The organism is Streptomyces sp. NPDC056738 (assembly GCF_042790435.1).
Lineage (GTDB): Bacteria > Actinomycetota > Actinomycetes > Streptomycetales > Streptomycetaceae > Streptomyces.
On record NZ_JBHTZF010000008.1, the window covers coordinates 73,807 to 94,369 of the forward strand.

Annotated in this window: 13 protein-coding genes, 1 pseudogene and 1 riboswitch; of the genes and pseudogenes, 2 read left to right on the forward strand and 12 right to left on the reverse strand. The window is 70.9% G+C overall.

Annotation, left to right across the window (positions count from 1 at the left end; all coding sequences use genetic code 11):
• Window positions 1-2 precede the first annotated feature (2 nt).
• The gene (locus ACFRIC_RS21940; protein WP_382788192.1) at window positions 3-1,082 is read right to left on the reverse strand and encodes an ABC transporter permease; all 1,080 of its coding nucleotides are present in this window, start codon (window positions 1,080-1,082) and stop codon (window positions 3-5) included.
• Window positions 1,079-2,713, reverse strand: coding sequence for an ABC transporter substrate-binding protein (locus ACFRIC_RS21945; protein ID WP_382788194.1), 1,635 nt, complete (start codon window positions 2,711-2,713; stop codon window positions 1,079-1,081). Before ACFRIC_RS21945 ends, ACFRIC_RS21940 begins: the two co-directional genes overlap by 4 nt.
• Window positions 2,714-2,934: 221 nt before the next feature.
• Window positions 2,935-3,044, reverse strand: a riboswitch (SAM riboswitch).
• A gap of 249 nt (window positions 3,045-3,293) precedes the next feature.
• Here ACFRIC_RS21945 and ACFRIC_RS21950 point away from each other — a divergent pair.
• Window positions 3,294-4,130: an LLM class flavin-dependent oxidoreductase gene (locus ACFRIC_RS21950; RefSeq protein WP_382788196.1), complete on the forward strand. Its 837-nt coding sequence runs from the start codon at window positions 3,294-3,296 to the stop codon at window positions 4,128-4,130.
• Between the two features lie 129 nt (window positions 4,131-4,259).
• The gene (locus tag ACFRIC_RS21955; RefSeq protein ID WP_382788741.1) at window positions 4,260-4,739 is read left to right on the forward strand and encodes a nucleoside deaminase; all 480 of its coding nucleotides are present in this window, start codon (window positions 4,260-4,262) and stop codon (window positions 4,737-4,739) included.
• 75 nt (window positions 4,740-4,814) lie between these two features.
• Here ACFRIC_RS21955 and ACFRIC_RS21960 read toward each other — a convergent pair whose 3' ends face one another.
• From ACFRIC_RS21960 to ACFRIC_RS22005, 10 genes and pseudogenes are all read right to left on the reverse strand, one after another.
• Complete coding sequence (locus ACFRIC_RS21960; protein ID WP_382788198.1) at window positions 4,815-5,267, reverse strand: cupin domain-containing protein; 453 nt, start codon at window positions 5,265-5,267, stop codon at window positions 4,815-4,817.
• 145 nt (window positions 5,268-5,412) lie between these two features.
• The gene (locus ACFRIC_RS21965; protein WP_382788200.1) at window positions 5,413-6,678 is read right to left on the reverse strand and encodes an MFS transporter; all 1,266 of its coding nucleotides are present in this window, start codon (window positions 6,676-6,678) and stop codon (window positions 5,413-5,415) included.
• 8 nt (window positions 6,679-6,686) lie between these two features.
• A complete protein-coding gene (locus ACFRIC_RS21970) occupies window positions 6,687-7,943 on the reverse strand; it encodes an ATP-grasp domain-containing protein (protein WP_382788202.1) in 1,257 nt (418 codons plus the stop codon).
• Between the two features lie 81 nt (window positions 7,944-8,024).
• The gene (locus ACFRIC_RS21975; protein ID WP_382788204.1) at window positions 8,025-9,299 is read right to left on the reverse strand and encodes an ATP-grasp domain-containing protein; all 1,275 of its coding nucleotides are present in this window, start codon (window positions 9,297-9,299) and stop codon (window positions 8,025-8,027) included.
• Window positions 9,296-10,675: a cysteine synthase gene (locus ACFRIC_RS21980; RefSeq protein WP_382788743.1), complete on the reverse strand. Its 1,380-nt coding sequence runs from the start codon at window positions 10,673-10,675 to the stop codon at window positions 9,296-9,298. Before ACFRIC_RS21980 ends, ACFRIC_RS21975 begins: the two co-directional genes overlap by 4 nt.
• A pseudogene (locus ACFRIC_RS21985) lies at window positions 10,652-11,536 on the reverse strand (acetyl-CoA carboxylase biotin carboxylase subunit family protein); the annotation flags it as partial. The pseudogene ACFRIC_RS21985 and the gene ACFRIC_RS21980, both read right to left, overlap by 24 nt.
• A gap of 67 nt (window positions 11,537-11,603) precedes the next feature.
• Window positions 11,604-12,212: a serine O-acetyltransferase EpsC gene (epsC, locus tag ACFRIC_RS21990; RefSeq protein WP_382788206.1), complete on the reverse strand. Its 609-nt coding sequence runs from the start codon at window positions 12,210-12,212 to the stop codon at window positions 11,604-11,606.
• A 59-nt stretch (window positions 12,213-12,271) separates the two neighbouring features.
• Window positions 12,272-16,291 carry an amino acid adenylation domain-containing protein gene (locus ACFRIC_RS21995; RefSeq protein WP_382788208.1) on the reverse strand — a complete coding sequence of 1,340 codons (4,020 nt, stop codon included), beginning with the start codon at window positions 16,289-16,291 and terminating at the stop codon, window positions 12,272-12,274.
• A 963-nt stretch (window positions 16,292-17,254) separates the two neighbouring features.
• Window positions 17,255-18,478 (reverse strand): MFS transporter, encoded by a 1,224-nt coding sequence (locus ACFRIC_RS22000; protein ID WP_382788211.1) that lies wholly within the window; start codon window positions 18,476-18,478, stop codon window positions 17,255-17,257.
• 241 nt (window positions 18,479-18,719) lie between these two features.
• A complete protein-coding gene (locus ACFRIC_RS22005; protein WP_382788213.1) occupies window positions 18,720-20,483 on the reverse strand; it encodes an SWIM zinc finger family protein in 1,764 nt (587 codons plus the stop codon).
• Window positions 20,484-20,563 lie beyond the last annotated feature (80 nt).

The following is a 20,563-nucleotide window of genomic DNA, read 5'->3' on the forward strand; positions in this document are numbered from 1 at the left end:
GCTCAGTACCTCACTCGGGGGTCGATGAGGGCCGCGACGACATCGACGACGAAGTTCGTCAGCGCCACGACGACGGCGAACAGGGCCACGATGCCCTGGACCGCCGGAAAGTCACGGACCGTCAGGTAGTGGGCCAGTTCGTAGCCGAGGCCTTTCCATTCGAAGGTGGTCTCGGTCAGCACCGCTCCGCCGAGCAGCCCGGCGACCTGGAGTCCGAGGAAGGTGATGACGGGGATCAGGGCGGGCCGGGCCGCGTGGTGGGTGACCAGGCGCAGGGGCGCCACTCCGCGGGATCTGGCGGCTTCCACGTAGTCGGCGGAGAGGGTGCCGATCAGGTTGGTGCGGACCAGCCTCAGGAGGATGCCGGCCACGAGCAGGCCGAGCGCCAGGGCGGGCAGTACGGCGTGCTTCAGGACATCGACGACGGCCGCCCCGTCACCGCTTCGCAGGGCGTCGACGAGGTAGAGGCCGGTCGTGCTGGACTGGTCCTGGAGGAAGAGCTGGACGTCGGTGCTCGCCCGGCCGGACGCCGGGAGCCAGCCGAGCCGGATCGCGAAGACGAGCTTCAGCAGCAGCCCCGTGAAGAACACGGGGGTGGCGTAGGTGAGGACGGCGAACAGCCGCAGCGCCGCGTCGGGCGCGCGATCCCGGTACGAGGCCGCGACCAGGCCCAGGGGGACCCCGACGACGAGGGCCACGACGAGTGCGTTGAAGGCGAGTTCGGCGGTGGCGGCCCCGTAGGTGCCCAGCACGTGGGTCACCGGCTGGTCGTCGGTGACGGTGCGGCCGAAGTCGCCCGCGGCCAGGGACCTCAGGTAGTCCAGGTACTGGGTGAGCAGCGGCCGGTCGTAGCCCGCCTGGTGCAGTTTGGCCTGGAGCTGGTCCGGGGTGAGGCGGTCGCCGAAGGCGGCACTGACCGGGTCCCCCGTGGCGCGCATCAGGAAGAAGACCAGGCTGACCAGGATGAGCACGGTGGGGACGATGAGGAGGAAGCGGACCACCAGATGGCGGAGGAGTCCGTACCCCGCGGCGCCGCCGGCCGGAGCGGCGGCGCCGGGGACGTCCCGGGTCAGGGCGCTCACTTCTTCGCGAGCCCGGCCCAGCGGAACTGGTACGCGCTGCTCAGTTCGTCGGGCACCCCGCTGACGTCGGTGCGGGTGACGATCGCGGTGGACCCTTGGAGCAGCGGCAGCAGGGGCACCGAGGCGGCGGCCCTGTCCTGTGCCTGCTTGAGCAGTCCGGCGCGTGCGGTGGCGTCCGTCTCCGTCTCCTCCTTCTTTATCAGCTCCCGGACGGCGGGGTCGGAGTAGTCGTTGGCGACCCAGCTGTTGGCCGAGTAGAAGGGCGAGAGGTAGTTGTCGGCGTCCAGGTAGTCGGCGTACCAGCCCAGTTGGTAGAGCGGGTACAGGTGCTTGACGCGGTCCTTGCCGTACTGGGTCCACTCGGTGGACTGGAGGTTCACCTTGAACAGGCCGGTGGCCTCGAGCTGGGTCTTGACCAGGGCGTACTCGTCGGCCGAGGAGGAGCCGTAGTGGTCGCTGTTGTACTGGAGGCTGAGGGTGACCGGGGTGGTCACCTTCGCCGCCCTGAGGCGCGCGGCGGCGGCCGCCTTGTCGGGGCCGCCCTTCTTGTCGCCGTAGAGCGACTTGAAGGAGGCGGTGGCGCCGGTGAGTCCGTCGGGCACGGAGCTGTACAGCGGCTGGTAGCTGTTCTTGTAGACCTGCTGGGCGAGTTGGGTCCGGTCGACGGAGTCGGCGACGGCCTGCCGTACGGCCAGCGCCTTGGCCTTGTCGGGCTTCTTGGTCCTGGTGCCGTAGGGCTGGGTCCGGAAGTCGAAGACGATGTAGCGGATGCCGTTGCCCGAGCCGGTGTGGACCTTGATGTCCTTCTTCTTGGAGAGGTCGTCGAGGTCGGCGGTGGTGAGCGTGCGGTAGACGGCGTCGACGGTGCCCTGCTGGACATCGAGCTTCAGATTGCTCGCGTCGGTGTAGTACTTCAACTGGACGTTCTTGGTCTTCGGTGTGCCGAGACCGCCGCCGTAGGCGCTGTTGGCGGTGAAGGAGACCAGCGAGTTCTTGTCGTAACTGCGCACGCCGTACGGGCCGTTCCACGGCTTGGCCGCCACGATCGTCTTGTCGTCCAGGATCTTGCCGGCGGGGAAGACCTGTTCGTCGACGATGTAGCCGGCGGCGGTGGACAGCACCTGCGGGAACAGCGTGTCGTCGGCCGACTTGAGGGTGAAGACGACTTCGGTCGGCGTCGGGGCGGCGACGGAGTCGAGGTCGTACAGGAGGGACGAAGGACCGTTCTCGTCGGCGATCCTCAGATTGCGGTCGAAGCTGAACTTGACGTCGGACGAGGTCAGTTCGTGGCCGTTGGCGAACTTCAGGCCCTTCCTCAGCGTGACCGTGTACTCCTTGGGGCCGGTCGGTTCGATCCCGGTGGCCAGGTCCGGGGAGACCTCCGTGGCCCCGTTCTTCACGCTCAGCAGGGTCGCGTAGACCTCGCTCTCGATGGTCCCGGAGCCCGCGTCCCACGAGCCCGCGGGATCGAGGCTGGTCACCTGGTCCGTGGTGCCGACGGTGATCGCCGCCGCCGTGGAGCCGGTGGACGTCTTGCTGCTCGTGCAGCCGGTCAAGGCGACCAGGAGCGCCGTGCCGAGGGACATCGCGCCGAGGGACCGGAAGGGTCTGGTGGTGCCGTGCTGTGCCATGGCTGGTCTCCGCTTCCGCAGGGTGGGGTGCACGAAGGGGCTTCGGCAGGCGGGGCATGCCGAGCGCGCGCTGTCGTGTGAAGGAGGGCGGGGTGAGGGAGGGTCAGCCGTGACAGAGGCAGCTGCAGACCAGCAGCAGATCCACGTGGCGTCGAGAGCACAGCACAAGGCGCGTCGACACGCTGTCCTCCCGGGAAGGTCGTCGGCTCTCGGGCCGGATGGGAACGCACTTGCAGAACAGGAAGATCCGCCGAGCCTTCACCTGGGGCACCCCACTGCGTCGAGGGTTGCCGTCCGGCCAGCCAGGGCTTGATCACCGGAACTCGTAGCTCGCGCTCACCGTAGATTCCCGGTTCTCCCGGCGTCAAGGGCTTCCCGAGTCGCCGGCGGAAGAGGTTCCGGCGGACCTGAGAGAACGGCGAGTTCCCCGCCCGACAAGCAATACGAATGACATCTGACGGTATGTCAGATTGCAATCATATTGCACGGGCCCGGGCCTTCGGACGGAGGCGTAGGCTGCGGCCGGAAATGCACGCTCGTCAACTGCCCTTCACCAGCGCCAGGTTGCTAGGCTCGGGCCATGCAGATAGGCGTCAACGTTCCCAATTTCGGACCCGGCACCGGTCCGGAAACCCTTTCCCGTTGGGCCAAGACGGTGGAAGGCCTCGGCTTCGACCTATTGATGGTCTCCGACCATGTGGCCATCACATCGGATGTCGCGAAACAGTATCCCGCCCCGTTCTACGACCCTTTTACGACACTCTCCTGGCTGGCCGGTCAAACGGCCCGGGTGAAGCTGGGCACGACGGTTCTCATCGCGCCCTACCGGCACCCCCTGCTGGTCGCCAGGATGGCGGCCAACCTCAATCAGCTCTCCGGCGGCCGACTGGTCCTCGGTGTCGGTGTCGGCTGGGCCCGGGAGGAGTTCCAGGCGCTCGGCGTTCCCTTCGAGCGGCGCGGCGCGCTGACCGACGAATTGCTCGAGACCCTGCGAACGGCGTGGGCCGACGAGGCCGATTACGGGAGCGGGCGGATTCCGCTCTGGATCGGCGGCAACAGCGACGCGGGACTGCGCCGGGCGGCCCGCCACGGCCTGCCGTGGCATCCGCTCCGGTTCACCATGCCGTGGTTCCGCGACGCGGTGGACCGGCTGAAGGACATCTCGGCCGAACTCGGCCGGCCCGTGCCCGACCTGGCCCCGCGCATCGTTCTGCGGCTCACGCCGAAGCCGGTCGACCATCCGGACCGCCGGGCCGGTGAGGGCACCATCGAGCAGGTCCTCGACGACATCGAGCAGTTGCGCCTCGCCGGTGCCGGCACGGTGGTCCTCGACCCCTACAACGGCGACCCGGACGAGACCCTCAGGCCCGAGGTGGCATGGCAGGCGCTGGCCACCGTGGCCGCGAACCTGGCATAGCGCACCGCACCCTCCACGCCCAAGCCCCACAGAGACGGAGCCACGGTGGCCCCCACCACGCACGACCCTGACCACAGCGACAACCCCGACGGTGCCGGCGCCCGGTCCTCCGCCGTCAGCGCGGCCGACCTGGTCCATCTCCGCCGCTGTCTGGAGCTGGCGGCCGAGGCGGTCGGCGCCGGCGACTGGCCGTTCGGCTCCCTGCTGGCCGACGCGGACGGCAAGGTCCTGGCCGAGGACCGCAACCGCGAGTCCAGCACGGGGGACCCGACCCGGCACCCGGAGTTCGAACTCGCCCGCTGGGCCGCGGCCAACCTGAACCCCGAGGAGCGGGCCGCGGCGACCGTCTACACCTCGGGAGAGCACTGCCCGATGTGCGCGGCCGCGCACGGCTGGGTCGGACTGGGCCGCATCGTGTACGCGAGCTCGTCCCAGCAGGCCCGGGACTGGAAGGCCGAGTGGGGCGTGCCCATCACCTCGCCCCTGAGCCCGTTGTCCGTCCGGGACGTCGTACCCGGCGTGGAGACCGCCGGACCGGTCCCCGAACTGGCACAGCAGGTCAAGGAGTTGCATCTGCGCTTCCGGGCCGGCCTCGACGCGGCGGGCTGACGGCGCGAAGGAGCGAACCGGGCCCGGCGGCGTGACGCGCCGCCGGGCCCGTTCCCGTGTGGACGATCAGGCGGATCAGACCATGAACTGGTCGTACTTCGCCATGTGTTCCTGCAATTCCTCCAGGCTCGGGTTGCGCCCGTCGGCCGTGAGACGTCCCAGACCGCGGAAGTAGTCCTCGCGGTCGTAGATCGGATAGAACATGATCAGCAGGGTGGCATCCTCCTTGCCCCGGTTCGTGAAACCGTGCGGCTCACCCTTGGGTATGTAGGCGAACGCGCCGGGCTCACCCACCACTTTCCGGTCGCCGATGGTGAACTCGATCTCACCGCGCACCACGTAGAACATCTCCGTGGACTTCTTGTGCACATGCGGACTGGCTCCACTGGCCTCGGGAGCCATGTGATGCTCGAAGAATCCGAACTCCCCGTCGGAATCGGGTGTGGTGAGCTTCAGATACGTCCTTTTCGTGTCCCGGATGTCGACGAACTCTCCCCCGCCCGGCGGAACATACAGCGGAACAGACATTTCTCTCCTTGGATATTGTCGATTCAGGTGGTGTCGATTCAGGGTGTTCTCAGAAACCGGTCCGTGCGATCCGGCTCGTACTCCCGGGCCCGTACTTCCGGCTCGTTCGAACGGCTCGTCCACCGGGCCGGCCCGCGCGGAGGGCTCAGGTGGCCTCGGCGAGACTCGGGTCCCGCTCCGGCCGCTTCGCCGCCTCCGCCATTGCCCACCGGCCGATCACGGGAGCCACGAGGCCGCTCGCCGCGAACAGCGCGGCGAGCGCGATCCACCCCGCGGTGCCGACCGTGACGATCAGGCCGACCAGGATCGGTGCCGCGATCTGCTGCACGGCCACGCCGAGCCAGAAGACCGAGAGGTAGACGCCTTCCTGGCCGGGCACGGCGAGCAGATAGGAGCCGCCCCAGCCTCCGGCGGACTGCCACAGCTCGCCGCCCGTCAGGGCGATCATGGCCAGCAGCAGCGCCCCGACGGCGAGCACGACCGGCAGGCCCGGGGCCGTGACGAGCAGCAGGCAGCACGCCGCGAGCGAGATGCCGGCGCGCACCAGGGCCCGTGCCGCGCCCGGGATGTCGTCGGTCCCCCGGCTCGCCCGCACCTGCAGGAGCACCGCCAGCACGGTGTTGACCGCGACGAGCGGGGAGATCAGCGCGGCCGGGACATCCGTGTGTCCCACGATCCACAGCGGTATCCCGATGCTCAGCAGAGTCATGTGCATGGTGAGGATGGCGTTGATCCCGGCGTACGACAGGAACGATCCGTCGCGCAGCACGCTGACGGAGAACCTCCGGCGGAGGTTCGCCGTCGGAGCGTTGAGCAAGGGCAGCCGGGACGCCAGGGCCGCGAGCACGGCGAACGAGGCGGCGTTGAGCAGCAGGATCGCGGTGTATCCGGCCCGGGTGTCGATCAGCAGTCCGACACCGCCCAGCAGGGCGCCGACGGTGAAGCCGACGTTGCGCATCGACCGGAGGATCGCGACGACCTTGACCCGTTCCGTGGTCGGCACCGCCTGTCCGACCAGGGCCTGCTCCATCGGTGCCGCCGCTTTGTCGACGAGGCCGAGCAGGCACACCACGGTCAGGAACTGCCACAGGTTCTGGACGAACGGGTACACCACGAAGCAGGCGGCGCGCCACAGGCTCACTCCGACCAGGACCTTCTTCGGGCCGATGCGGTCGGCCAGGATCCCGATCGGGATCGCCGTGCCCAGGGCGACGGCGGCGGACAGCCCCAGGCCGAAGCCGAGGTTGCGCTCGGACAGGTGGACCGCCCTGGTGACGAACGGCACGGACACGGCCAGGAACGCTCCGGTCCCCACCGCGTCGATCATCGCCATCACCGCCAGCCGGGTTCCCACCGGGCCGCCGGGCACGGCCCCGCGCAGTCCGCGGACGCGCTGCCACAGAGCAGACATGTGATCCCTCACTCGGTTGCGATACGGACGGCGGCGACGGCGTCCAGGACGTGCCGGCGTGCGGTGTCGGCGTCCGGCCCGGTGGCGATGACGTGCCCGGCGCGGTCCCAGGAGGACGCCCAGGGCCGTACCTCCTGACCCGCCTCGGCGTCCACCTCCACGGCGTGTACGCCGGGCAGGGCCTTCGCCGTGTCCACCCCGGCGACCCGCGTCACCGTGCCCGGCTCGGCGGCCAGGAAGCGGATCGACGAGGTGCGCCGCGGGGACCGGGGCAGCTCGACCGGACGGCCGGCCAGCAGCTCGATGAGGTCCAGCCTGATCGTGGTGTCGTAGGCCAGGTCGATGAGGTCGATCAGATGGTCGCCGGGGCAGCGGCCGGCGCATTCGACCAGCGTCGGACCGGACGGCGTGAGGATCCACTCGGCGTGCAGGATGCCGGTGCCGAATCCGAGCGCGGCGACCAGTGCCCTCAGGGCCGTCCCGAACGCGGCCCGGGTGTCCTGGTCGAGCTGTGCGGGCAGCAGATGGCCGAGCTCGACCGGATACGGGCCCGGGATGACGGTCTTGGCGGTGACGTTCTCGAAGACGATCTCTCCGTCCCGTACCAGCGCCTCGACACTGAACTCGGGTCCCTCCAGACGTTCTTCGGCGAGGAATCGCCAGACCAGCGGCCGGTCGGGCACCTGCTCGTACTCGGCCGCCGACGAGGTCCGCTGCCAGACCTCGGCCGCGGTGGTGGCGTCGACCGAGTCCAGCACCTGCACGCCGACGCTCGCCTGCCGGTTCGCCGGTTTGACCACCACCGGCCCGTCACCGGCGAAGTCGAGGATGTCCCCGGGTCCGTGCACCTCCCGCCAGCGCGGGTTGCGGACACCGCCGGCGGCCGCCGCCTCGCGCAGCCGGATCTTGTCTCGCAATGCCTGCGCGGCTCTCTCGGTGGCTCCCGGCAGGCCGAGCTTGGCGGCCAGCGCCGCCGCGGCCGGCACCGCGTACTCCAGCGCGGGGACGACGGCGGCCACCGGCCGCGCCGCCGACAGTTCGACCGCCAGGTCGAGCGCTTCGGCCGACTGCTGGTAACTCGCCGGGACGATCCGGTCCAGGCAGTCGAAACCCGCCGCGGCGTCCCGCAGGTCACGCTTGCGGATGATGTCGGGCTCCTCGATCACCACGACGGACCCGCTGGGGACCCTCCCGTCGATCGCGCGCAGGTAGGCCGCGTTGTAGCCGACGAACAGCACTTGGGCGTCCGTGTCGGGGGCGGTCACGGTGACCTCCTGGTTGTTGGGACGGACCACTGCATGGGACTGCCTTTCTTCAGGGGTGGGGGGAGGAACGGCCGATGGCACTCAGGCGGGTGTTTCGAGGACACCGGTCCGGCCGTCGGCCCGCACGGGCGTGCCGTCGACGACGATCTCGATCGCGGCGAGCGCGTCCGCGATGCGTGCCTGTGCCTCTTCGGGTGAGGCTCCGGAGACGAGGACGTGCCCGTGTCTGCTCTTGGAGTCGCGGACCTCCGGCACGTTGTCGCCGGGGCGCAGACGGATGCTCAGCTCGTCGACGTGGTCGAGCCCGCCGACCGTGTCCGGACCGTGGATCTCGTCGACACGGCCGGGCGGGAAGGTGAAGAACCGTACGGCCGCCGCCGCCGTCGCCTTCGGCGGTCGGACGGGGGTGCCCGCCAGGGCGGCGAAGACGGCCTGTTCGACGTCGAGGCCGGTGGCCAGCTCGACGAGTCGCGGGATCCGGTCACCGCCGAGCCGGGCCTGCGACTCGACGATGCGCGGGCCCCGCGGTGTCCAGATCACCTCGGTGTGCGCGGGTCCGAACCGGTATCCGCAGGCCGTGAGGAACTCCTCGGTCAGGTCCTCGACGGCCTGCCGCCGCTCCCCGGGCAGCGGCGCCGGGTGGACGTGCCCCACCTCCACGAACAGCGGCGGTGGACCCAGCAGCTTCTCGGTGATGCCCAGGACGTGGTGGCGGCCGTTCCGGCTGAGCGTCTCCACGCTGTACTCGGGACCGCGCAGGTACTCCTCGACGAGGAACGGGCCGTCGTAGCCGTAGCGGTCGAGGAGTGCCGTCCAGGGCACCTGGTCGGCCGGTTCGCGCCACAGGAAGACACCCCGGCTGCCGGCGAGCGCGGACGGTTTGACCACCGCGGGATAGCCGATCCGCCGGACCGCGTCCGCCACCTCGCGGCGGGTCGGCGCGGCGGCGAAGGCCACCGGGGACAGTCCGCGCGCCGCGAGCAGGTCCCGCATGGCGTGCTTGTCGGCGAGAACGCGGATCGCCGCGGCCGGATTGAGTTCGGCGCGCAGTTCCTCGGCCACCTCGTAGGCGGCCACCATGCTCTCCTCCCGGCCGAGGTGATAGATCAGCGACACGTGGTGCTCCCGTGCGACCGAGCGGATGGTGCCGCGCAGCGCCTCCTCGTCCCGGAAGTCGGCCGTGACGTACAGGTCCGCCAGTTCGCGTACGTCGTCGAGGTACTCCGGTGACTCCAGGCGCGGGTCCCAGACCGCACCGACCCAGAACCCCGCCGCCTGTGCCTTGCGTACGAACTGGCGGTACGGCATCACCATCAGCAGGCGGGGCCGTTCGGCCGGGGGCCGGCCGCCTGTCATCGGACACCGCCGCCGCCCGCGGCCCCCGCCGCCGCGAGTTCGGCCGTGCTGCCCAGCAGGCTCAGATACCGCTCGCCCGTGTCGGGCAGCAGGGTCACGATGTGTTTGCCCCGGTTCTCGGCACGGGAGGCCACGACCGCGGAGGCGTGGACCACGGCCCCGGCCGAGACGCCGACCATGAGGCCCGCGCGCAGGGCGAGCCGCCGGGTGGTGTCCAGCGCGTCGGAGTCGGAGACGGCGATGACCTCGTCGATGAGTTCCCGTTCCGTGGTCGGCGCCACGAAGCCGCCGTTGAACCCGGGGATGCCGTGGGTGCCGGGCTCCCCACCGGACAGCAGCGGTGAGCCGGCCGGTTCCACCGCCACGATACGGACGGCGGGGTGCCGTTCGCGGAGATAGCGGCCCGCGCCGCTGAGCGTGCCGCCGGTGCCGACCCCGCTGACGAGAACGTCGATCCGTCCCTCGGTGTCGGACCAGATCTCCGGGCCGGTCGACGTGTAGTGGGCCCGGGTGTTGTCCGGGTTGTCGTGCTGGCGGCAGAACCACGACCCGGGGGTGGCCCGGTGGATCTCCTCGGCCTTGTCGACCGCCGCCTGGTAGCCGCCGGTGTGCGGTGTGCGCACCACCTCGGCACCGAGCGCCAGCAGGATGGCCACCCGTTCCTGGGTCGCGTTGTCCGGCAGCACGATGACACAGCGGTAGCCGCGGGCCGCGGCCAGCGCGGCCAAGGAGATCCCGGTGTTGCCCGAGGTCGCCTCGACCACGGTGCCGTCGCCCGGGGTGAGCTGTCCGCGCTCCTCGGCACCGCGCAGCATCGACAGCGCGGCCCGGTCCTTGCTGCTGGACCACGGATTGAACAGCTCCAGCTTCGCCAGCACGGTGGTGTCGCCGGGCAGACCGTCCAGGATCCGGTCCAGCGGCAGCCGCAACAGGGGTGTACCGCCGATCAGTTCGACGAGCGAGTCCGCGACCGGGCGCCTGGCGACCGGCTCGGTGCGGATGCCGATCTCCTTGGCGGCGGCCTCCGCGGTCCGCGCGGCGAGTTGCGCGGTCTCGGCCACGACCAGCACATGCCCGGCCCGGTCGCCGTTGCGGCGCAGCTCCCGCACCTCGTCGCCCGGCTTCACCTTGAGGACGACCTCCTCCACGCCGGGCAGCGCGGCGGCCCGGTCCTGGCCGCCGAGGGACACCACGCGGCCGGGCTGGGCCGTCAGATAGCGGATGGCGCTCCCGGCGACCGGCTGTTCCGGTACGACGCGGGCCGGCAGCGGCCGGCCCAGGTACTGCCCCGCGACCAGCTCCAGTGAGCGGATGCCGAGAGCACGGTCGACCAGGTAGGTGATCTTGCCGCCCGCCGGACGCGGGTTGATCTCGATGAGCTTGGGCCCGGAGGGGGTCACCTTGATCTCGACGTGGGCCATGCCCAGGTCGAACCCGACCGCGCGCAGCGCGGCCACGGCCAGGTCCCCGCAGGCGCGTACGACCGGATCGGGCAGGCTGGAGGGGAAACTGTGGCCGAGCTCCACGAAGTAGCCGATACCGCCGACCGACTTGTCGGTCACCCCGAGCACCTCGTACCGGTCCCCCTCGGCCAGTACCTCGACGCTGACCTCGGGGCCGCTCACGTACTCCTCGACCATCAACTCGGGATGGCGGCTCTGGCCCCGGGTGTTCTCCACCCTCGTACGGATCAGCCGGACGTGCTCGGCGGCCTGTCCCGCTCGCTCCACCAGCCGGACGTCGGCGCTGCTGGTCTCGTCGGCCGGCTTCACCACGACGGGCAGGCCGATCTCGGCCGCGGCCGACTCCGCCTCGGCCGGGGTCCGGACCGTCCGGAAGGCCGGCATCGGCACCCCGAGTTCGGCGCAACGCCTGCGCATCAGCGCCTTGTTGCGTGCGGTCGCGACCCCGTCGACGCTGACGGTGGGGAGGCCGAGCAGGACCGCCACCTCTGCGGCCACGACCACGTCGTACTCGGCCAGGGTCAGGAACGCGTCGAAGGGGTGCTCGGCTCCGGCCGCGTGCACGTGCGGCAGGAGTTCGCCGAGGATGTTCGTCTCGCAGTGGACGATGTCGTCGACGTAGTTGTCGAAGTAGGCCGGTCCGCCGGGCACTTCGAGGTAGCGGTCGAGGTCTCGGGTGAAGAAGGTGACACGGCAGTCGAGTTCCTTGATGATCTGCAGGCCCTCGAAGCCGGAGCCGGAGAGGTTGCTCTCCAGAACGCCGACATGAATCACGTATGCCTCCGATGGCGTGCCGACAGACGGTCGGCTGGGATACGACGGACGGGGGACGGGCCGGCGGTCACCAGCACCCGGGGGTGGCGAGGGCGCGCAGCAGCCGGCCGGCGTCCTCGCGGTCCTCCGGGGAGGGCCGGATCACGATCTCGGCCGGGGGAGCCATGACGCGGGCGCCGGCCGGCACGTCGGCCAGCACGAGCGAACCGGCGCCGACCAGCGCGTCGGCGCCGATGGTGACCGGGCCCAGCACGATGGCGTTGGTGCCGAGCACCGCCCGGTCGCCGACGACGGGGTGCCGGCGGGTCCCGGGGTCGCGGCGGCCGTCCCTCCACCAGCCGACCGCGCCGAGCGTGACCTGGTGGTAGAGCGTCACGTCGTCACCGATCTCGGCGGTCTCGCCGACCACCACGGCGGCCCCGTGGTCGATGAACACGCGGCGGCCGATGCGCGCACCCGGATGGATCTCGATGCCGCCGGTCACCGCGCGGGCCACGTAGGCCAGGACGCGCGCGATCTGACGGTGTCCACGGATGTACAGGGCATGCGCCAGCCGGTGGGTCCACAGCGCGGGGAGCGCGGGGTGCAGCAGTGCCTCCGCACGGGTGTGGATCGACGGGTCTCGCGCGACGATCACGGACAGGTCTTCCCTCGCCCTGGCCATCGTCCTACGCATGCGGTCCTCCGAGTGTCATGGCCTGGTTCCCCATGGCCTCTCGATCGTGGCGGCCGGGCTCAGTAGTTCGGGACCTTGATCAGCTTGCCGGTGCCCCCGGTTATCTCCGGGACGTACACCCGCTCGTTCCACGCGTCCTGCGCCACGGGTTCGAGGGCGATCGACACGGCGCCCTCGTCGACCGAGAAAGCGGTCCGGACCGCGCTGGTGATCGCTTCGACGAGGGCCGAGATCTGGTGGTCCTCGAGGTTGTTCGGGAAATGCTTGATGTTGACGTGAGGCACGCCGATGACCTTTCTGGTGAGTCGTGCGGACTGGAGGGCGGTGACGAGTTCGTCGATTCCGCCGGCGCGGAGAAGGCCGTAGTGGTCGGCCTCCAGGCGGTCGATCCTGGGGGGCGTCCGCGTCGGCGGACGGCCGCTTTCGAGGAAGGAGGCCTGGTCGCCCCGGGCGGTGAACACGGTGACCGGCGCCGTGAGGCTGCGCTCGGCGAGCTCGTGCGGCGCGTACTCGAAGGGGAACGTCCGGCGCACCACGTGCACGATCCGACGCACCAACTCCCTTTCCAGGTAGGTGAATCGACCGCAGACGAACTCGACGAAGGACTCCTCGTCCCGCGTCGCGGCCAGACACGCGTCGACGGCGGCCCGTTCGAGGTTTCCGGCGAACACCGAGTAGAGGATCGAGACGAAGGTGGGGTCGGTGAAGTCGGCCGCGGTGTCCGTGGACGCCCCTTCCCGGGCTTCCACCGGCGGCTTCCCCGGCGCGATGAGGATCACTTCCTCGACCTGTTCGCCCGCACGCTCCAGCCGGTGGGCCGCCTCGAACGCGAGCCGGGCGCCGAAGGAATAGCCCCACAGCGTGTACGGACCGGTCGGCTGGACGCGCCGGATGAGTTCGATGTCCCTGACGACGGTCTCGTCGAACGTCGGATACGCGGCCTCACCGGCGTTGACGCCCTGGGCCTGGACACCGAGGAACGGCCTGTCCTGTTCCAGCCTTCCGGCCAGGAGCCGCAGGCTCATCGGGTAGCCGCCGAGTCCGGGCCAGCAGAAGACGGGCCGCGGGCCGTCCCCACCGCCCAGCCGCACCAGTCTCGACAAGGTGGTCGTGGGCTCGCGGTCGACCCGTCGGGCCAGCTCGGCGATCGTCGGGGAGTCGAACAGCACCTGGAGGGGCAGGGAACTGCCCAGCTCCCTGTTGATCCGGCCGACCAGGTTGACCGCTGTCAGCGAATGGCCCCCGGCGGCGAAGAAGTCGTCCCGGATCGAGACTCTCTCCTGCCGCAGCACCGCGCTCCACAGGGCGCCGATCGCCTGCTCGGTGGGGGTGCGGGGCGGGACGACCGGTGCGTCGGTGTCCTCCATGGCGGCCTCGTCCATGGCCCGCAGGGTCTGGTGATCGATCTTCCCGTTGACGGTCAGCGGGAAGGAGTCCAGCACGGTCACCCTGTTGGGCACCATGTAGGGGGGCAGGGAGGCGGCGAGGTTGTCCTTGACGATCTCGGCCGGTCCGCGCGTGTGGACGGAATCCTCTTTCATGTCCTCGGCGATGCGCTGCTCCTCGCTGACCCGGCCGCCGAGGGCGAAGTAGGAGGCCGTGTCCGGGCCCGGGCCCGCGATGGCCGTGATCCGCCGGGCCGAGGGAAGGTCGTTCCCGGTCTCCGAGCTGTAGCCGGACGACATCAGTCCCAGGCCGATGTCGTTCATCTGCAGGCGCTGGAGTTCACGGCCGAGGTCGACGTAGCGCTGCCAGGGTTCGGACGATCTGCCGATCAGGCTGATCCCGAAACCGGAACGCTCGTAGACCTCCTGGTTGATGGCGATGACGTCCCGCTTGCGCACCAGTTCGTCGGACACCGGCAGCAAGTCGCCGTTCACGTAGCGGTACTGACCGCCTCTCAGCCCCACGACCCTGCCGGGATGAGCCTGCGCATAGGTGTCCACCGGCCCCGTGACGGCCGGGGCGGTGGCCGGCTCCACCTCGTACGTGGCCAGGTGGTGGTCCTCGGCCGGGCACCGCAGGACCTCCCTGACCGCCGCTCCTCCCGCGCGGATGCCGATCCGCAGGCCGTACTCGGGTAACACCTGGTCGAACAGGCCGACGACGTGGCCGGCCTCGAACTGCAGGACTTCACGCACGTTGTTGCGGTACACCGGCTCTATCGCCGACCTGCTCCCGATGAGGTGGACCCGCATCCTCGGCTCGCCGGACGGGGCCGGAGCGATCAACGAGAGCCGATGCGTGACGGGGTTGTAGTAGTGGAAGCCCGGTTCGAGACCCGCGACGCCGGAGAGCTCCAGATGGAGCTGGGTGGCGTAGAGGGCGCCGGGCGAGGCGTATCCGTATTTCGGCAGCAGCCGTTCGGCACTGGTGAACCGGCCGAACCAGCGCAGCAGGGTGCCGAGTTCGGTCAGCGTCAGTTCGTCCGGGCGCCGCGGGGTCACTGACCGCTCGGGGCGCGGGGCGAGCAGGTCCAGGATGTCCCCCCGGGTGACGTCGCCGCCTTCGAAGAACCGATAGGTCTTGCGGGCGAACACCGCTCGCCGCTGCCGGACCGAGGGCTCGCGTCCCGGAAGCTCGACGGTCGGGAGGCCTGAGTCCTGACGGACTCCCAGGCCGGCGAGCTGCGCCCGCAGTTGCAGCTTGCTCCGCTTCGACTGGTGATGCGCTCCGTGGTTGCCCTGGTCCATCAAAGCGGCCTGCTCGGAGTCCAGTTCGATGAACGCGATGAGGTTGGCGCCCAGCCGCGGGTCGTCGCGGACCAGTACGGCGGCACGCCTGACCCACGCGTGCGCCTCGACGGCCACCTTGATCTCGTCCAACTCGACCCGGAAGCCCCGCAGTTTCACCTGGCTGTCGACGCGGCCGAGGAACTGCAGTGTGCCGTCGTCGTTCCATCGCGCCAGGTCCCCGGTGCGGTAGAGGCGGTCGGACCGCGGGTCCGTCGAGAAGGGGTTGGGCAGGAACCGTTCGGCGGTCAGATCGGGGCGGTTCAGGTATCCGCGCGCGAGCTGCCGGCCCGCGATGTGGAGTTCACCGGATTCCCCGCGGCCGACAGGCTGCCGAGCGGGGTCGAGGATGTGGAAACTCAGGTCCCGCACCGGACGGCCGATGGAGATGTGGTCCGGCCCCTGCTGCACGGTCGCCCGGTCGACCTTGTGGGCAGACGCGTTGATGGTGCACTCGCTCGGACCGTAGAGGTTGACCAGTTCGCAGTCCGGCAGGGCGTCGAGGAGTTCGACCGCCAGGCTCTTGGTGAGCGCCTCGCCACCGCTGAACACCTGGGTGAGGGAGGTGCACGCGGACAGCCGTCCGGTGTCGACGAGCGCCTGCAGCAGGGTCGGCACCCCCTGGAGGGTCGTCACCTCGTGGGCCACGATCAGGTCGATGAGCCCGCCCGGATCGGCGTACCCGCCCGGTTCGCTCATCACCACACCGCTGCCGCAGGCCGGCGCGAGAACCTCCCACTGAGCCGCGTCGAAACTGAGGGGCGTCTTCTGCAGTACCTTCCGGCTGCGGTCCAGACCCTGTTCGTCGGCGAGCCAGCTCATCTGGCTGACGATGCTGTGGTGCTCGATGCCGATGCCCTTCGGGTCGCCCGTGCTCCCGGAGGTGTAGATGACATAGGCGAGGTCGTCCGCTCGCGGACGATCGAGCGCGCTCGCCCCGGCGGCCGGCACCCCAGGCCTGGACGCGCCTGAGTTCCGCGCGTCGGCGAGGGTGACGATCCTCGTCCTCGGTGGCGCCATCGCCGCCAGCCGGGACACCAGTGACGCGTCGGCCAGGATGACGCCGGCTGCAGAGTTCTCGATCATGTAGCGCACGCGCTCGTCCGGGTACTCCGGCGACAGCGGCAGGTAGGCGGCGCCCGCGTGCAGGACACCCCAGACACTCACCATGAGGCCGACGGACGGCTCCATGAAGACGCCGACCTGGTCGTCCCTCGTCACGCCGAGTTTCCGCAGATGCCCGGCCAATTCCTCACTTCGGTCGGTGAGCTGCTGAAACGTCAGCCGCTCCGAGCCGCAGGAGACGGCGGTCCGGTCGGGCTGGAGACGTGTGGACGCGCGTAGCATGTCCGACAAAGACAATTCCTGAGGACGCGTTTTTTTCGCCATCATCCTTCGAACCTAGAATTCGTCAATTCGAGCGCGTAGCCCCTGGACTTCGTGCCGACGTGGCCCAATTACGGGGGCCACCGACACGACCGCCTCCTGTCGCCGCGTCACCCTGGAAAGTGCGGACAGGGCTGAGCGCGATCCGTGGCGGAATTCACTGAAGGTGTGCGTGGCCGGATTCGCGTGACATCCACGTGAACGGCCGCTGTCCAGCAGCCCCGCTCACGGATTTCTCGCGACTGTACGGTCTTCCGCCGGCGCTCAGGCCGTCCCGGTACATCGGCGGCACGCATTCCGAGCTCGCGCGGAGAGTCGCGCGTCCATGCCTTTCACGCCTCCCCCTTCCCCGTGGGTGTTCCGTCCTCGAGCGGCCACGCCTTTCCGCACGGCCTTCGGGCCGAGGCGGCGAACTGGCCGGTCCGGCCCCCTCTCGAGGGCGCTGCGCCGACCAGAACCGGTCAGTCCGTCTCGGCGAGCAGTCGGAACGTACACGATGGACATGGCCGAGGCGAAGCATCGAAAACCGACCCCGTCACCCCTTTTGGCCCGCTTGCATCCCTCCGTCTCCAGCCAGACCTGAACACCCTGAGAGTTGCTGGATGCAAAGCGAAGGACGCGGTTTCGGATAATCGCCGGGGCGACGCGCACAAGGGGCAGCCTTCGGCCGAAAAATGGCTGGAGTGATTCCGTTTCGCCTCTCTGCACAGAGAACCGACACCGGAACACATCGCTACGCCCGGCTCACCGCGGGCGACCACGAGCCGGGAAGCCGCGCACCTCCCTGCGACACGAACACGCACACGCGTCTGCTGTCGTGAACGCCGGGCCGCGCCGACCGCGCGGCGTCGGCCGGCCGGTGAATCCGGGGACATCCGGAGGAGTTCATGGAGCTGCAATAGACAACGCCGGGAAACAGCTCGTTCATGTCTCCGCGGAATCGTGCCGGGGCGGGCGCGCTCTCCACCGCTCCACGAGAAGACACGCGCCCAGGACGGCCGCCGTCACCGGGAAGAGGGCGGACGGCCCGCCGAGGGAGAGCAGCGGCCCGCCCACGAGCGAGCCTGCGCCCGTGCCCGCGTCGAAGGCGATGTTCCAGGCGACACCCGCCAGCCCCAGACCGGCGGGTGTGTCGCCGGCCGTCTGCATGATCAGCACCAGGGTGGCGCTCTGGGTGGCGCCGAAGCCCGCTCCGAACAGGACGGCGCCGGCCAGCAGCAGAGCCTCCTGATGGGAGGCCGCGCCCACGGCCGTGCCGAGCACGGTGGTGAGAACCGCGGGTGCCAGTACCCGCCGGCCGCCGTGCCGGTCGATGAACCGCCCGGCGACGAGCCGGAAGAGCACGGTGGACACCTGCGCGGCGAACAACGCCTCCGGCGCGGCCGGGGCGGTCAGTGGCAGGAAGGTGAAGACGACGCCGTAAGCCGTGGTGGAGGCGATCTCCACCACCAGGAGCCCGGCCATGGGGCGCAGCGACAGCGCTGTCTCGCGCAGGGTCCGTGCCCGGCCGGCCCGGGGTCCGGCCGGGCGGTCGGGTGCCGGGCTCCGCGCGAAGCCGAAGGAGCCGACCACGACCAGCGCGGCGGCGCCCGCAGCGAGCGCGAAGGTGAGCGTGTACGCGTCCTGCCGGGCCAGAGCGATGCCCGCGGGCGCTCCCAGGACACCGGCGACCCCGACGACCGCGCCGTACCAGCCGATCGCCCGCCCCCGTTCCTCGGGCGGGAACAGCTCCGCGGTGAAGGTGACGCCGGCCACGACGAAGATGCCGAAGCCCAGCCCTCGTACAGCCGCGAGGCCGGTCAAAGCGGTGAGTGTCGAGGCGGCCGGCAGAGCCAGGCAGGGCAGCGCGAGCAGCGCGCCGCTCAATGCCAGGGCGAGCCGTCGTCCGAGCCGGGCGAAGAGCGCCGGGGTGAAGGGCTGGACGCCCAGCGTGGCCGTCATCAGGACCGCGGTCAGCGAACCGGCGCCCGAGGGTCCCGCACCCGACCGCACCGCGTACGCCGGCATGGCCGAGAGCAGCACGTTGAAACTCGCGAACCCGCCGAACGCGGCGATCAGGGTGCCACCGACCGCTGCCCGTCGCCGCCAGGGGGACAGGGGTGGACGGCGGTCCGTCGACGCGGCCGACGCGTCAGCGGGGGCGGTCATCGTGGCCGTGCGGTGCCCGTGACCCGGCTGGGGTTCAGCGGCGACACCGGTCCTCGGGCCGGTCCGTGACCGATTGTCGGCTCGTCCTGTCCAGCGCGGGACACGCTGCGCCGGTACGGATCTCGGAAGCCGTTCGACATCTCCTCGGACACGTGCAGAAGGTACCCCGCTCGGCGCGGGGGCCGTGGCCGTTCGGACTTCGCCGCCGAAAGCCGGGCACCGTACATCGCACCGGTCCGCGTCAGAGCTCTCCCGGTGCGCCCAAACCCGTCAGGGCGCCGACCGGGTCGAGGTCCGGGGTGCCGCGGGGCCACCAGTCGTCACGACCCGGCTCGGACTCGTACGCGTACCACAGGCCGTCGCGGCCGAGGCGGAGCTCGGCGTGGCCCTGCGGGTGCGTGAGGTGGTTGCGCCAGGGGCGGAAGGCCGGGAAGTCGGCGGCCATGAGCAGCGGCCGGGCCCGGTCGAACCGGCCCGCCGGGGGGTCCCAGGGTTCCTCGAGCACGGCGAGCGCCTCGAACCCGCCCTGCCGCCAGGCGGCCACCGCCCGAGCCAGCTCGACCGGGGTGCGGCCGGTCGCGGACGCGAGCGAGGAGTAGAGGGTGCGGGTGGCGGCCGTGAGCCCCGATCCGGGGCGGGCCGCGGCGAGGCGCACCGCGTCCTGCCAGAGCGTCAGGTCCGCGACCGGATCGCGGCCCGAGGTGAGCAGGGCGTGCGCGCGGGCGGCCGCGTCCGTGGCCAACTGGTCCAGCGCGAAGGCGTCCGGGCCGCCCGGTGCTCCCGGGTAGGCCGGCGGCTGCCCGGGATGCGCGGGCGGCGGCAGCGGAGCGGGAAGGGGCGGCAGCACACGCCGGGCGAGGACGTCACGGGCGCGTACGCCGGCCGGCTGTTCCGGTTCCCGTTCCTGGGCGGCACGGGCCGCGCGCGTGGCGTTGCGGCGGGACAGCGCGTCCAGCAGCTCGCGCTCACCGCGGCCGCGCAGCAGGAACAGGACGAACGGGTCCTGGTCCAGCAGCCGGGCCGTCTGATAGCAGAGTGCGGCCGCGTGCTTGCAGGGGTGTCCGAAGTCGGGGCAACTGCAGTGCGGTTCGAGTTCGCCGGGGCCCGGAAGCAGCTCGACGCCGCAGTCCGCGAGCGACCTGGGCATCTCCTTGTCGAGCAGCGCCGCGATGTGTCCGGGACGCTCGGCCGCGGCATCGAGAAAGCGGTCCCAGTCGTCGTCGGTGAGCGTCCGCACCCTGACCTGGACGCGGTACGGACGCGGCCGGCTGCCGTGCACATAGGCGAGCACCAGACCTGGTGTGACCGTGACGGCGTCGACATGGCCTTGCCCGGCGTACGTCCGCCCGCGGGCCAGCCGTGCCGCGTCCAGGGCTCCTTCCTCCAGTGCCGTGACCCAGGCGTTGCCCCACCATGTCTCGGCGAAGCCGCCCTCCTCAGGGGCCCGCGCGGGGAAGGCGGGGAAGGTCCGGCGCAGCTCGCCGTCACGACCCGGGGACGCCATGGAGCGGGGATGCCGGCCGGCGGGGCCGGGGGCCGGGGTGACCCGCTCGCCGCCGATGGACCGATCGGTCTCCTCGGCCTCCGGGGACCCGGCGCCCGTCCCCGGGGTGAAGAGCTCCGGGACGAGGGAGCCGAGCTTGAAGGGCTCTGAGGCCTCGGAAGCCTCGTGGATATCGGAGGCCGATGGCTCCCTTTCCGGCGCCAAGTCTCCGGACTCCTCGTGGGGTTGGGGGTGTTCGCGGTAAACGGGGTGATCGGGGTGTGCGTCGGCCTCGGGGTGCGCGGAGTGCTCCGGGTGGGCGGAGTGCTCGGGGTGTTCGTCGTGCTCGGTGTACGGGGCGCGGGTGAGTCGGCCGGGGCCTGGGTCCCGGGGCGGCTCAGCGGCGTCGGTGTCCGCGTCGGGGCCCGACGGCAGGCCCGTCTCGGCGGCCACGTCGGGGGGCAGCCGGAAGGCGTCCGCGAGCAGACCCCGAAGCCGACGCTGCTGAGACACGCGGTCCATGTTCACGGGGTGCGCGGAACTCCGCCTGCCACCGGCTCCGGCCGGGGACGTCCTGTCGGTCCGGCGCCTCGATCCGACGC

Excerpts from the sequence above, each read along its gene's own strand:
- ACFRIC_RS21965 (WP_382788200.1), bottom strand. The coding sequence starts at position 6,678 with ATGTCTGCTCTGTGGCAGCGCGTCCGCGGACTGCGCGGGGCCGTGCCC.
- ACFRIC_RS22000 (WP_382788211.1), bottom strand. The coding sequence starts at position 18,478 with ATGACCGCCCCCGCTGACGCGTCGGCCGCGTCGACGGACCGCCGTCCA.
- ACFRIC_RS21950 (WP_382788196.1), top strand. The coding sequence starts at position 3,294 with ATGCAGATAGGCGTCAACGTTCCCAATTTCGGACCCGGCACCGGTCCG.
- ACFRIC_RS21945 (WP_382788194.1), bottom strand. The coding sequence starts at position 2,713 with ATGGCACAGCACGGCACCACCAGACCCTTCCGGTCCCTCGGCGCGATG.
- ACFRIC_RS21975 (WP_382788204.1), bottom strand. The coding sequence starts at position 9,299 with ATGACAGGCGGCCGGCCCCCGGCCGAACGGCCCCGCCTGCTGATGGTG.
- ACFRIC_RS21995 (WP_382788208.1), bottom strand. The coding sequence starts at position 16,291 with ATGCTACGCGCGTCCACACGTCTCCAGCCCGACCGGACCGCCGTCTCC.
- epsC (WP_382788206.1), bottom strand. The coding sequence starts at position 12,212 with ATGCGTAGGACGATGGCCAGGGCGAGGGAAGACCTGTCCGTGATCGTC.
- ACFRIC_RS21960 (WP_382788198.1), bottom strand. The coding sequence starts at position 5,267 with ATGTCTGTTCCGCTGTATGTTCCGCCGGGCGGGGGAGAGTTCGTCGAC.
- ACFRIC_RS22005 (WP_382788213.1), bottom strand. The coding sequence starts at position 20,483 with ATGGACCGCGTGTCTCAGCAGCGTCGGCTTCGGGGTCTGCTCGCGGAC.